At 42.7% G+C, this 14445-nt stretch carries 10 protein-coding genes and 1 tRNA gene; 4 read left to right on the top strand and 7 right to left on the bottom strand.

Annotated features, from left to right (window positions below; translation table 11 throughout):
* Position 1: 1 nt before the first annotated feature.
* The 4 genes from PQ469_RS14815 to PQ469_RS14830 all read left to right on the top strand — a co-directional run bounded on the left by PQ469_RS14815 (position 2) and on the right by PQ469_RS14830 (position 2121).
* Positions 2–982, top strand: a complete 981-nt coding sequence (locus tag PQ469_RS14815; RefSeq protein WP_274213661.1) for a YihY/virulence factor BrkB family protein — start codon at positions 2–4, stop codon at positions 980–982.
* A gap of 98 nt (positions 983–1080) precedes the next feature.
* A tRNA-Ser gene (locus PQ469_RS14820) sits at positions 1081–1167 on the top strand.
* Positions 1168–1404: 237 nt separating this feature from the next.
* Positions 1405–1545 carry an Arm DNA-binding domain-containing protein gene (locus PQ469_RS14825; RefSeq protein ID WP_274213662.1) on the top strand — a complete coding sequence of 47 codons (141 nt, stop codon included), beginning with the start codon at positions 1405–1407 and terminating at the stop codon, positions 1543–1545.
* A gap of 81 nt (positions 1546–1626) precedes the next feature.
* Positions 1627–2121, top strand: coding sequence for a phage integrase SAM-like domain-containing protein (locus PQ469_RS14830; RefSeq protein ID WP_274213663.1), 495 nt, complete (start codon positions 1627–1629; stop codon positions 2119–2121).
* Positions 2122–2917: 796 nt separating this feature from the next.
* On the opposite strand, the gene PQ469_RS14835 is transcribed toward PQ469_RS14830, so the two are convergent.
* The 7 genes from PQ469_RS14835 to PQ469_RS14865 form a co-directional block, all read right to left on the bottom strand.
* A complete protein-coding gene (locus tag PQ469_RS14835) occupies positions 2918–5761 on the bottom strand; it encodes a M16 family metallopeptidase (protein WP_274213664.1) in 2844 nt (947 codons plus the stop codon).
* Between the two features lie 92 nt (positions 5762–5853).
* Positions 5854–7068 carry an alpha/beta hydrolase gene (locus tag PQ469_RS14840; protein WP_274213665.1) on the bottom strand — a complete coding sequence of 405 codons (1215 nt, stop codon included), beginning with the start codon at positions 7066–7068 and terminating at the stop codon, positions 5854–5856.
* 1 nt (position 7069) lies between these two features.
* A complete protein-coding gene (locus tag PQ469_RS14845; protein WP_274213666.1) occupies positions 7070–8395 on the bottom strand; it encodes a MutS-related protein in 1326 nt (441 codons plus the stop codon).
* Positions 8392–9744 (bottom strand): MutS-related protein, encoded by a 1353-nt coding sequence (locus PQ469_RS14850; RefSeq protein ID WP_274213667.1) that lies wholly within the window; start codon positions 9742–9744, stop codon positions 8392–8394. Before PQ469_RS14850 ends, PQ469_RS14845 begins: the two co-directional genes overlap by 4 nt.
* Before the next feature lie 2 nt (positions 9745–9746).
* The gene (locus PQ469_RS14855; RefSeq protein ID WP_274213668.1) at positions 9747–12047 is read right to left on the bottom strand and encodes a Gldg family protein; all 2301 of its coding nucleotides are present in this window, start codon (positions 12045–12047) and stop codon (positions 9747–9749) included.
* A complete protein-coding gene (locus tag PQ469_RS14860; RefSeq protein WP_274213669.1) occupies positions 12047–12985 on the bottom strand; it encodes an ABC transporter ATP-binding protein in 939 nt (312 codons plus the stop codon). Before PQ469_RS14860 ends, PQ469_RS14855 begins: the two co-directional genes overlap by 1 nt.
* An 81-nt stretch (positions 12986–13066) precedes the next feature.
* A complete protein-coding gene (locus PQ469_RS14865) occupies positions 13067–14437 on the bottom strand; it encodes a RagB/SusD family nutrient uptake outer membrane protein (RefSeq protein ID WP_274213670.1) in 1371 nt (456 codons plus the stop codon).
* Between the last annotated feature and the right edge of the window lie 8 nt (positions 14438–14445).

A 14445-nucleotide genomic window follows, 5' to 3' on the forward strand; every position in this document is an offset into this window, starting at 1 on the left:
GATGAGATGGCTTCACCACTTTTTGCTGCGTTTTAGTTTTTACCGGTATATTATAGAGTGGACAAAATATATCATTTTGCCAGGTTTTCGTCCGCTGCCGTTGTATACTGTGATTGATTTTTTTATCAAGGAGATCACTAAAACCTCATTAACTAACCGCGCATACGCGCTGGCCTATAGTTTTATGCTGGCCGTATTCCCTGCCACAATCTTTTTGTTTACGCTGATCCCTTATATACCCATAAAACACTTCCAGGGGACATTATTAACCGTTTTGGCATCAGTTATGCCCACAAACGCTTATTTAGCCTTCAGGGAGACACTTATTGACATTATCAAGAACCAAAATATCAAGTTGCTTTCGTTTGGTTTTTTATCAACCATGTACTTTGCCACCAATGGCGTAATTAACCTGATGAAGGCCTTCAACAAAGCATCGCTAATTACCGACCGGCGAAGCTGGCTCAAACGGCGGCTGGTTGCTACGGGCATTACCATAGCTATTAGTATGGCACTTTTTATTTCGATAGCCATTATGATTGCCGGCCAGGCCGTTATTCACTGGATTCAGCTGCACGTTAATAAAGAAAGTCATTTCTGGATCTACCCTATCATGTTGTTCCGGTGGATCATGATTATTATTATTATTTTTATCAGCATAGCCTGGTTGTACAGATACGGCCCTGCCCATACAAAACGTTGGAACTTTGTAAATCCGGGCTCGGTACTGGCTACCGCGCTGGCAGTGCTTACTTCTCTTGGTTTTTCCTATTATATCAACAATTTCTCATCATATAACAAAGTATACGGATCAATCGGAACTCTGATTGTAGTGATGCTTTGGATGTACATAAACTCGCTGATTTTGCTTATCGGGTTTGAATTAAACGCGTCGGTTGAGCTTTCAAAACGCAGTTTAAGGGTGGTAAAACCACGTTTCAACAGCTTCAGGCAGAAAAAATCCGACCATTTTAAAAATTAATTATCTGTCTATCAAAAACTTAGCCACAAAAGTTAAGAAATTGAAAAAAAATCATTTCGATACTTGTCAATCCGCTCCGGATTTGTACTTTTGTCCCCGGAGAGCTGGCAGAGTGGTCGATTGCGGCAGTCTTGAAAACTGTTGAACTGTGAAAGGTTCCTGGGGTTCGAATCCCTAGCTCTCCGCTGATTTTGATATCAAATTATTTAAAAGCCTGCAAATCATATGATTGCGGGCTTTTGTTTTTATATCAAACGCTCAATTCGCATATAATTAGTGCGTGATATGGTGAGTGAATTTTGAGAAACCCAAACTCACCGAATTAGTCATATCTATTTGACTATCAAGATGTTCAATATTTAAACATCTTGATTATGATCAGCTGCAAGCTTAGTTTTGTTTCACTTTTAATGTTATTTAACATGAAAACTAATTTCAGCTTACTCTTCTATTTGAAGAAACCAAAAAACTACACAGACGGCCCTGTGCCGATCTATCTTCGTATTACCGTTGCCGGTAAACGGTCTGAAACTACCACGGCACGAAGCTGCGATCCTTTGTAATGGAATAGCAAGGCAGGACGGTTAAAAGGAACCAAGGAAGCTTCCAGAACCTTTAATGCTTATCTTGACCAGTTACAAGCTATGGTGTATGACGCCCATCAAAGCCTTACGGAGCAAAAAGCAGTCATTACAGCCGAACGGCTAAAAAGTAAACTCACCGGTAAAGCGGAATCCGTTAGGATGATCCTTGATGTATTTAAGGATCACAATGCACAGGTGGCTTCTTTGGTCGGTGCCGATTTCGCAAAAGGGACATTAGAGCGTTATCAAACCTCTTTAAAACATACTTCCGAATTTATCAAATGGAAGTATAATACCGCCGATATTGACATCCGGGATATTGATCATGATTTTATAGTAAGTTATGATTTCTACCTTCGCTCTATAAGAAGATGTGCAAATAATTCAGCTGTTAAATACCTTAAAAACTTTAAAAAGATCGTGCGTATCTGTATTGCAAACGGTTGGTTAAACAGTGATCCTTTTGTGAATTACAAAGCGAAAGTAAAAGTAGTAGATAGAGTGTTTTTGAATAATCAAGAGTTGCAGCGGATGGCACTCAAGGTAATGATTTAACTGGTAATTGTAAAACGTAGCGTACTCTTCTTTTTTGATCTTATAAATCTTATTGACAAAAAAATTTAAACCGAAAACTCTGTCTGTAAATATCGGCCAGCCGATATCATACGGGTGAGGATTTAACTCAAAGCGGCCGCGAAACTTGAAATAGGTACCCGATATCATAAGGTTATTATACGTTTTTAATAAACAATATATTATAATTTGGTCTATCAGATTTCATAGGAAATATTAATTATCGAAAGGATTCGATTCTCCTTTGGGCTACTACAATAAGTTTAAACCCCTAACAATTTAACTGTTAGGGGTTTACTTGGTTTTTGACTAAGATATTTCTCAATCACGTCTCTTTCTCAGATTAAATAACTACCTATTATTCAGAAAATTATGACATTTATATAATGTTCTAATCCCTTTTGGAGGTTTGTTTTGATATACGAGATCTTTCAACAAGTTTTAAATAAAAAGCCTTTTTACACAATTATCCCATTTGATACCCGGATAATTGATATATTAAAATATACAAAGTAGCAGGTCAGTCACAAAATACGGCATCACTTCGGGCTCATGGCCGGTGCCCTCCAAAGATTGGATCCTGATGCAAAGGCTTATAGCCCCAGGTACGCAAAGAGTACAATAATGGCTGCACACATCCAGCATCAGGTCCAAACTTGGTATTTGCAGCTATTAGCAGCGGCTTGTCTTTATTGCTCAAAAAAGACACTTAATTTAACTGATCTCATTTAACGATATGAGGAAACGATAAAGAACGACGAGCGGATTATTTTGATGCTTATTGAATCTTGCTGCTTTCGGGCAGCAGGATGAACTTGATAAAATTCTCACCATTTAAGTACTTAACGGCAAGATCTTTAACATCCGTTGGTTTTACGGCGTTTATTAATCCTGTGTAAATGCGGGCATCCTCCAGGTGCTCTTCATTTTGTATCTGGCCGGATATATAGCCAAGCCACCATTCATTGGTTTTCACTTCAGTTTCCTGCGATCGCAGGACTTCGGCACGCCATTTATTGACGTTCACTGGTTCCGGCCCGGATTTTATCAGTTTCGCTACCTCATCAAGTGTAGAGGCAATTAATTTGTCCACATTTGACGGTGCACAGCCGAAATTCACAATCAGGGAGAAGCGTTCCTGTGGTAATTTGGTAACATTTACAGATGCGCTCGGTGTATATACGCCGCTTTCTTCTTCCCGTAATCGTTCCAGCAAACGTATGGTAAGCACTTCCTTAAGGGCGTCCATGGTATACCGGTTCGACTGGCTGTATTTGAATTTGCCGGACCAGACCAATAACACGGTTGCTTTATCTTCCGTGCCTTTGAAAACCTTCTTTTCGTAGTTTCCTTCCGGAATATTGATGTCTAAATCCTTAGCAGGAATTACAGAGTCCAATGCAGGTAAACCGCCGATATATTTTAACAGCAAAGGTTGTATGGCCTTTACATCAAAATTGCCGACAAAAGTAAATGTACTGCCGGAGGCATTTCCAAAGCGCTCCTTATATATATCGAAAGCCCTATCCAGGCTTATCTGATCTATTTTTGAGATACTTGGGCCGCTTCTGCGGATATTGTGGTTGCCTAATACTGCATAAACCGTATCCTGAAAAACATTCATCGGTGAATTAGCCCGGTTTTCGAGGCTTGCTTTCGACTTGGTAATCAATCCGACAAATAGGTCTTTATCCTTTCTTGGTTGTGTATAGTAGGCATACAATAGCTCCAGTGCGTTTTCTAATTCAGCGGGAACTGCAGATCCGTTAACGCCCGTCGTGCGTTCTGACATTTGCATATGTACCCCAAATTGTTTGCCCGACAAATAGTTATTCAATTGGATGGGATTATAATTACCTGCGCCGAAAGATGAAATTATACCGGCCGCGTTAGAAGCTGATTCATAATCGTTGTCGCTATACAAGGAGGATCCCCCGGGAGTAGAACCACTGAACAGAATCTGATTGTCTTTGAAATCGGTTGGTTTAAGAATGACTTTGACATGATTTGCAAAATGAATAGTGGTAACGTTTAATAAACTATCGGTAGACACGCTGACGATACGGCCGCTCTTTGGTTTACTTGTAAGTAAAGGTTGTTCATTCACAATATTTTTGTACTGCAATTGCTTTTCCTGCTCAACCTGGCCCATCCAGGTCAGCACCGTTTTTTCATCAGGCAGAATGGCTTTATCCTTATCCGGAGCCATTATTAATATATCCCTATCGTATGTTTTAATTTGCGCCCGGGTCAGATTATTTAGGTCGCTTAAATTTATTCCCGGTAAAGATTTTTTGAGCAGCGTATATTCAAATTGTATACCCGGGGATGCAGTTCCTTTTAAGAAATATTGAAGGTATTCATTAACGTAACTATCTGAGTTTGTCTTTTTACTTTCCTTGACGCCGGCTTCCATTTTACTCAGGTAATTTTGCTTAGCCCGGTCCAGCTCTGTTTGCGTAAAACCTAATTTTTTTACCCGGTCGGTTTCCCTCCAAATAGCTTTAAGCCCTTTTTCCAATTGACCCGGGTTCGCATTTACAAAAACCGAAAACTGGTCGATCCCTCCTAAAAGCTCACCTATCCCCATGCCACCGCTTATAAATGGCGGATTAGCCTGGCGCTGTAACTCAGTAATACGCTCATTCATCATAAAGTTAAAGAGTTCCCTGATTACGGATTGGCGAAAGTCACCCGCCGTTTTCAGCGCAAGGCCCGGATGTTTAATGATGATCTGCAACACTGTCGATGTCATTTCTTTATCAGTTACCGTTAAAAACTGATTTTTACCGGTAAGTGGAATGCTATATCGGACTCTTGTTCTTTCGATTTTTGGGTTTTTCAGGTCGTTGAACTTTTTCAGGATGCTCTTTTCCATCTCGTTCACGTCAATATCGCCTACTACAATCAGCGCCTGTAGATCGGGCCGATACCAGTCCCTGTAAAACGACCTGATGGTTTCGGGCTTAAACCCTGTAAGTACCGAGTCTGTCCCGATCGGCATGCGGGTTGCGTACCGGGAATGATTAAGCATAACCGGCCAATATTGACGCTGCATCCTGTCCTGGGCTCCTTTACCCAAACGTTTCTCTTCCAAAACCACTCCCCTTTCTTTATTGATCTCGTCCGGATCAAGCGTGGCCTCCTGTGCCCAATCCCGCATAATCTGTATACCTTGAGTCAGGATCTCCGGGTCATCAGATGGCAGGGGCAGCTGGTACACTGTTTCGTCAAATGATGTATAAGCATTCAGATCGGCACCAAAACGTACACCTGTTTTTTGAAGATAGTTAACAAGATCACTTTTTGGAAAATGCTTGGTGCCATTAAAGTTCATATGTTCGAGAAAATGCGCCAGGCCTTGCTGTTCGTTGCGCTCAAGAACAGACCCGGCTTTGTTGGCCAAATAGAATACTACCCTATTCTTGGGTTCTTCGTTATGACGGATGTAATAAGTAAAGCCATTGGCCAGTTTCCCCATACGAACTGCAGGATCTAAGGGAAGTTCGGCAACCATATTGGTTTTTCGAAACTTTCGTATTGTTTGGGCCATCGTATTTTGGCTTACGATACAAGCTAACAAAACCATGGTGGCCGCTCCGGTCAAAAATATTTTTTTCATTAAATTTTTCTTTTCGTTTGATTTAACATTTATCGATTTGCAGGCTGATGACTCGCCACGACTCGGCGATCCGTTCATCGTTGTAAATGGACTCAGGCATTTTTCACAGTCACTTGATCTCCCGTTAAAACCAGTTTCACGGAAAAGATCATTTGACCATCTTGATATTCTTGAATCGTCCGCTTGATGGTCTTTAAATTTCGCCTGACCTTGCCCCGGAATAGGGTACGCCCATTTTGTAAAACAGTAATCTTTTGATCAAGATCCATCATTTTATCATTAAGATTAATATTCAATACTTTAAAGGTGTTCTTTGTTACTTTTATCTGATTTCCTTTTATGCTTAGTTCGGCTGCCGCGCCTTCGCGAAGTGTTTCGACAGGCGCAGACAACCAGTAAAAGCGATGCTGAAGCCGGTTATCTTGTACCCAGGATACTTTTTGGGGAAGCGGGTTTCTGGTAAAAGAGGCCATCCAGGGGATCGCAATTGTATCCCGCCGGTCCATCCAGTGCGCCTTATCTGGATATAAATGAAAATCGTGGATAAATCCCTTAGGGTCGAGCCGCTGCAGGCTGTCTAATCTTTGGTTAAAAGCGATGGCCAGGGTATTGCGGCTATAAGCGGTGTCTTTGCCTCCCATGTATATCGCAAAGGGCAGGTTTCGAAGATTAAGGGCATTGGCGTCTCCGGGGTGGCCGGCCATCATGGAAGCAGCAGCAAAACGGTCGGCCATACGCGGGGCCAGTTGAAATACCCCGTCACCGCCCGCAGAGTAGCCCAGGATGTAGACTTTATTTGGATTGACATCTTCCAGGATGACAGCGTAGCGGATTAATGAATCCAGCAAATTGTCGATATGGTCTTCGTGCCATAAATTCCAGGTATTAGTAGGTGCTCTTGGCACAATACAAAATCCTTCTTTTATCGGATAAAGCGTCCGCTGGTTTTCCCACTGTTGATCGTTGACCTTCGGAGGAGCATTTCCGCCCCCATGAAGCGAGATATAAAGGCTACGCCCGTCGGCAGGTTTGTCGCCGAATGCCCGATATGCAATAGCCATGTTATATTTCCCAAAATGGATAACTCCTTCAGACCAGACCTTCTCCGCTGCCGGACGCAACTTATTTTTTTCTATCGTCCATTCTTTTCTTGCAAGCTTTTCTGCTTCCACACGGCTTAACCCTTTTTGGGCAAAGGAAGGGGTAGCTAAAATGAACAGGATACAAACCAGCGGAACCAGCTTTACCCAATGAGAAAAGAAAAGCCTTTTTCCTGGAGGAAAAGTTTCAGTTATATAGTTTTTCATGTTATTTTTCAGTTAATAAGGCCAGTATTCCTTCATTTTCAATAATGAGCATACCCTGACGGTCAGTGGTTATGCCCGTTTCCAGCTTATAAGTATATTTTGGTACGTTACCGTGCATAACCGTTGGTAAAAAAGCGAACTGTACATTTTCGGAGGTTTTCTGCAAGGCTTCGCCTACCTCGATAATATGTGTAGATATGATAAAAAAGGACTGGTGATATTGCGCAAAAGCGGCTGTAACGGCCAGCGTAGCGTCATACGCATCCTTTACATTGGTGCCTTTAAACAATTCGTCAAATAAGACGACGAAGCTATTTCCGGTAGCTACCTCCTCCGCCGCCTTTTTTACGCGCAATACTTCTGCATAAAAATGACTATACCCCATATTCAGGTTGTCGGAGACATTGATGGAGGAATAAATACCATCGCGAACTGAAAACTGCATGTATTTCGCAGCAACGGGAAAACCCATATGGGCCAGGTAAACTGCAATGCCGAACGCTTTCATGATTGTAGATTTACCAGCCATATTGGCTCCGGTCAGAAATAGCATATTACTGCCTTCGTCAAAGTTTATAGGATTGGCAACCCCATTAACTAACGCCGGATGCCATACTTCGCTGATTTTGACCAGATGCTTTGCTTTAGGCACCGCTTCCGCATAAGTAAATCCACGATCTCTGCCAACTGCGCTTACGGCGATGTAAACATCCAACTTGTAAATATTTTCCAGCAGGGTTTCCATATCTGCCTGCAGCGTTTTTTTGATCAGATAATCATAAGCCGCCAGTTGCACGATGGAAAACTTTGCCGATTTTATTTGTTCCAATAAATTCCTGAGGCGGGGATGGGCAAGGATATCTAAGAGTACGCTTTTTTCATGGTCAAAGGGCGTCGTTTCACTATCATTTAACAAGTCCAGAAACCTGCACAAATCATTCAACATTTTAATCGTTACCGAAAGGCCGTTTTGTAATTTCTCATAGCGTTCATCCTTTAGGAGATAGTTTTGAACCCTCGTGGAAACGACATGCAATAGGGCGCCCGGATAATTGCTGCTTGTACCTATGCGGAAATAATTTTCTACTTCCTGGAAATCCTGCTTGCTAAACGGGAATAACAATTTTTTCTGTCCGAAGTAGCTAAATAAACCGCATCGTTTATTGATCGCTTGCGGATCAGTAAGTGGTTGTTGAAACATTTGCTGCAGCAGCCGCTCTCCGCCACTGGTTTGCACTTTATTGAATAGATTAAAAACAGAACCTGGTGTGTATTTACCCAGTAAGTTCAAATCTTCTTGAGTTTGTTTGTCGATTTTAAAGCTCATAATCCTCGATTAGACATCCGCTCCAGGCCGGATTTTAAGATTTCCAGGATACCTTCATTGTTAACAATCACCATACCATGGCGATCTGCGGTTAACCCCTGTTTTAACGAATAGGTATATACCGGTTGGTTCCCATCCATAAGTGTCGGCAAATACACAAAGTTGATATTGCCGCATTTCTTTTTAAGCACTTCTCCTGCCTCGATGATATGTGTGGAAATCACAAATTGACTGTTCCGCTTACCTGCAAAGGCTTCTGTAAAAGCAATGGTTGCTTCGCAGGCATCCTTAACATTCGTGCCCCTGAACATTTCATCAAATAGTACAAACAAGTTCTTCCCCTGCTTAAGCTCTAATGCTATTTTTTTAATTCTTAAGACTTCAACATAAAAGTGACTGGCACCCATGCCCAGGTTATCCGGCAAATTGATGGTCGTAAACATTCCGTCCAGAACGGAAAATTGCATCTGTTTTGCTGCAACCGGGAAACCCATATGCGCCATATAAAGGGCAATACTCAGCGACTTCATAAAGGTTGATTTGCCCGCCATGTTTGCACCGGTCAGAAAAATAACGTTACTGTCTGCCGTAATACTTATGGAATTGGGCACGGCCTTTTCCAGTTGGGGATGGTAAACGCCTTCAAGCCTTACTTCATTCCGATCTTCGGGCATAGCTTTGGGGAAAACAAATCCCTGATCTGCAGCGACTTTTGCAACAGTGATATACACGTCCAATTTATAGATATAGGTCAGTAATTTGATGACCATGTCTCGGAAGCGAAACCTGAAAAACTCATCTAATTCTGCGAATTCCGCAGCTGAAAGTTTTTTTCCTGACTTTGTTGCTAACCCATGTGAAAATGCAGGATTATTCAGGAGACTCAAGATCTCAGTCCCCTCCGAGCTGTAAGAATTCAACGCGTGCGGTTCTAAGCCGGTCAGAAACTGAGTTAGATCCTTCATGAGCACTAATAAGACCGTAACCCCATTATGCATGGAAGAGGTATCGCCGTCCGGCATAACCATGTTGCTAAGCTTTCTGACAACCGAATCGTCCTGTGCTGAAAGCTTGGTCCGATGATCAACATTCCGCAAATAGGATTCCACCGTATCAAACTGATGGGCAGGAAAAGGGAACTTTAATCCTGCTTTAGCGAAATATTGAATAGTTTCACTTCTCTCAGTAATTTGGGCATAATTGGAAAGCGGGGAGCGGAACATCTCTTCCAGGATCGCCGCTCCGCCACGCGTAGTGGTTCTATTGAAAATCTGATAAATGGAATCGGCCCCCTGTTTGCCGAAAATATTCAGGTCGTTAATGGTCTGCTGATCGATAAGGAATGACATCGTTATTTTCTTTTTCTCCTGATTAATATTATACTCCCAATGGCCAGTAAGATGCCCGGAAGCACCCAGATCAGCACAACTCTTAAATTTTTAACCTGGTCTTTTGTAACCAGTACCAAGGTATCCTTTGCCATGGGCCGGAAACTGCTGATCGGAAACTGCCCATAACTCAGCCAGCTAAAAACGCCCGTATTAAAGGCAAAATTTGCGGTCCTCATATTAAAGCGATTCAATTCAGTATTCGACATAAAATCGGCATCTCCGGAAACGATGATGCGCTGTTCTTTACCGTTTAAATTTCTTGTAATACTTGCGGCGAGCGGAAATGGCTTTTTCAGGTCGCCTTTCTCCGGCTCAAACTTGACGGTTGCAGAGTCACTTAAAAATTTGTCTTTTTTTAACCAGCTTTTTCTGGCATCGGTTATCAGCAGTGGTTTAATATCGTATGTTGTTGAGCCTTCGATAGAAAGTGCCGCCGCTGTCGGCATGGAGACAACTATGCTATCATGATGTATTTGCTTTAGCGGCGGGAAAAGGTTTCCTGCTATGCTGGTCAGGAAGGGTGCGGCCAGGTCGGGCTGCAGATCCTTACTTTGTTGTACGATAGCACCATTCATCAGTTGCACACCAAATTGTTTCAGCAAAGGATTCAAAACAGTTTGCTTTCCGGGTTCGCCGGAGATTAACAGGTTACCACCGGCATCTATATATTTTTGTAGCTTAGTTGTTGCCGAGGGACCAAGTAAGATCTTTGGATCTGCCAATACGAGAGCGGAAATACCGGAAGGAATAACACCGGTCTCTAATGAAACGGTGTCCACGTCAAAGCCCTGATTTAACAGCGAATTTCTGAAACTCTTCAAGTTTGTCAACGCACGATAATCACGGTCGCCGATCTTATTAATATTACGTTCCAGGTTTCCTGTTGCAAAAAGAATTTTGGGTATTTTAGCTTGCAGAAGCCTTTTTAATGCAGCCGATACCTCCGTTTCAGAAGGCCAGTGCTCGTTATCAGGAAACACGCGCAAAAAGGTTTTTCGTCCCTTATATTTGAGTTGCATGATGTAATAATTGGGCTCCTGTGAAAGGTCTATAATTTTTCTGATCTCTTCAGGCCGCTTAAACTGATCAAGGCTCATGTCACCGTTTTTGGCTGCCTTTTCGGCAATCTGCGCTAAGGATTTTCCGGGATTTCTTCTCCTAATTTCGCCACCCAGACCCAGCGTATCGTAATACATGACACTTTTTAGGATAATGTTGTGTTTAAAACGAACGTAAGGCGCCCACGAGTTGATGTTTTTCTGGTAGGATTCGGGATTTCCGTCCTCCATAAAACCGCCAAACAAATTAGCATAACCGGTCACTTCCAGCGGCTCGTCACCAAGTTCCCTGATGATCTTTTGGGTCTCCGGGCTAATGGTGTTGGTTTTATTTCCCGTGACATCGAAATACACAATGAGTTGGGGTATCGCACTGACGCAGCCTATAGCCAGCGTACAAATGAAAATAAAGCCATAACGGGTAACTTTTACCAGCGGAGATGTTGATTCCATGCCAGACTTCAACTTATAGATCGTTAGTCCCAGAAAAAGAAACACAATAGCCAGGAAGTACACGATACCATTACTGGTGATCAGCCCGGCAAGCATCCAGTCAGTACGACCAGCCACGGAAAGGAAGTAAGTTACATCTCTTAAAAATGGTACCCCACGCCACAAACCTGATATATTATACAGGATACCGAAGGTTACAAATGTGCAGACAGCTGCTACAATCTGATAAGTAGTCAGGGACGACATAAACAACCCGATAGCAGAATAAGCGCAAAGTAGCAGGAACAAGCCGAGCAGGCTGCTTAAAAGTAAACCGGTATCAGGTGATTGTACGGTAAAATAGCTTAACGTGATGAAAAAAGCTACAATGGTAACCAGTAAAACGCTCAGTGCTACCATCGCTCCAAACTTTCCCAATACAATTTCGCGTACACGAATGGGTGATGAATAGAGCAGCTTGATTGTACCACTGCTGGTTTCGCGGCTGATAAGGCCCATGGTAAGTAAAGGAAGATAGAGATACAAGTTTCCCATTACAGTCGAAAACACTCCGTTTGATCCAGAAAATATCCCTGCAATTATGCTGAAAGTATTCTTAAAGCCGCCTTCCTGGATTTCGGCAGAGGATTCCAGCATTTTTGAATACACGATTCCACATTGAACCAAAAAGATGATAATGAGAAACCAGGCTATCGGAGAATAAAAAAGTAATTTTAACTCTGTCTTTGCAATTCTGAAAATAGTTTTCATTAAGATGTTTTATTGGACTGGTGTTGTGATAGTTGTTTAAATATTTCCTCGACTGAGTTCTTCTCGAGCGTGATCTCCTGAAGCCGCCAGCCTTTATTAACGCTTTCGTTTACTATGGTCTCGGCGATTCCTGAGTCGCCGCTAAAGAACAGCCGAACGAGCTTCCCGGTAAGCAGATCTGCCTTCATGACGCCTTGAATGGCTTCAAGTTCCATGATCGCTGGCATATTGTTCAGGTGAACGAGCATGCTATGCGGTGCTATGTAATTATTAAATGCATCCATGCTATCTTCAAAAACAATTCTACCGTTCTCGATCATCATGATATCCCTGCATAGCAGTTGTACTTCAGAAAGGATATGAGAAGAAAATATAACAACCCTGTCCCTGGCTATCTCTTTGATCAACGCCCTTACTTCGATGATCTGGTTTGGATCCAGCCCATTCGTTGGTTCATCCAGAACAAGTACTTTGGGCCGGTGTACAATTGCTTGTGCTATCCCCACGCGTTGCCTGTATCCACCGGAGAGGTTTTTTATTAGCCGGTTGCTAAAGTGCGTAATCCCGCAACGCTCCTTGGCTGCTTTTACTGCGTCTTTTCGCTCGTTACCCGACATATGTCTTAATCCTGCGCAATACAAAAGGTACTCGTCGACAGTAAGGTCCATATATAACGGTGGGTTTTGGGGTAAGAACCCTATATCTTTTTTTGCCCGCATAGGATCATCCCTAAAATTTACACCATCGATGTAAACGTTGCCTTCGGTCTGGTTCAGGGATCCGCAAAGGATGTTCATGGTTGTCGACTTTCCCGCGCCGTTCGAACCTAAAAGCCCAACAATCCCGTAGCTGTTGATCTCCATGTTAATGTCACGTATAGCCCAATTGGCGCTATATTTATGTGACAGATTTTCTATTTTAACGATACTTTTCTGCATTACAGACTTTTTTTAGGCAATTCAATTCCGTATTGATGAACCCGGCGAGGGTATATCAATACGGAAAATGAGTAGATGGATTTATTTTGGATTCTGTATTAGTTCCGGATTCTGGTTTACAATGATTGAAGAAAAAGGGAAAACATACCCGTTACTGTTAGGTGCCAGCGTGTAAGTAACATTCTTAAAGGTACGTGTGACTGTTTTGGCCAGTGAAGGCTCTTTATTTAAGCGTTTCTGGTCAAACCAGCGCAGGCCTGTTCCGAAAAACTCCCTCCGGCGCTCATCAATGACCATTTGCAAAGCCTGTTGGTCACTCGTGGCGGTTAGCGCTACATAATCGTCTGGAGTAAACCTAAATTTACGCAGGTCATTCAACATTTTTATCGCTTCATTACGTTGTCCTGCCCTTGCCAGGCATTCCGCCCGGATCAGCCACGTTTCATTTACCGTTAAACCAACACATGCCGGATCGGAACCGCCTCCGGCCCAAAAACCTCTGCCGTTAAAACTTGGATAAAACTGGTCACCAAACCTGGTAAACAGCACATACCTCAGATCTTTGGTCCCTAATAAATTCAGCAAGTCATCACTTAACTGTAATGCCGAATAGGTAGTTCTGGGTATTTTACGCAAAAGGATTTGCTTATTTTCCAAAAGAGTAGGAAATGGAGCGTTCAAAGGACCGGCTGATAGGTTGTAATCATAAAGCTGTCCTGAAAGCGCCAGCGATTGTTCTGCGGCCTGGCGTGCTGCCTCAAAATTCCGCATGTTTAAATGTGCTTTGGCCAGTAAGGCATAAGCTGCCGCCCTGCTCGGCCTTACAGCATTTTCTTTGGTAACCGATATCAGGGGGATAGCAATTTCCAGGTCTTTAAGCACCTGAGCATAAACCTGGGCAACTGTTGCTCTCGGTAGAGGGACGAATAACTTTGCTTCAAGTAAGAGCGGCACGCCAAGGTCAGATCCAGCCGTCCCTGCATCATACTGCTTAGCATAGGAGTTTACAAGGGTAAAATAAGTAAAGGCCCGCTGTACAAGTGCCTCAGCATAAATTTCATTCCGTTCCGCCAGCGAACCACCTTTACTATTCAAAACGCCCGATATTACAGTGTTGTAGGTGTACATCGCTTTATACATGCCATTCCAGTCAAAATCGTCAACTTTTTCAAGATAAAAGGGCTTGTCCCAGGTATACATCGCGAGGTTCGAATTGTCTGTTGAGATTTGATCCTGAATATTAGGATCTTTTAGATCAATGTCATCACAACCCAAAATGGCCGAATTCCCTGAGCCAATTTCAGCACTTGTTTGGCCATTGATCAGTAGGCGGTAATCTTGTGTATAGACCAAAACTCTTTGCCCCTGAACCGGAACATTTTCTACGTACTTACGGCAAGATACCAAGGCAAACGTTAGTATGGCTATTAAAAATATTTTTACAATATTCATGATTTTGT

It is taken from the genome of Mucilaginibacter sp. KACC 22773 (assembly GCF_028736215.1).
Taxonomy (GTDB): Bacteria; Bacteroidota; Bacteroidia; order Sphingobacteriales; family Sphingobacteriaceae; genus Mucilaginibacter.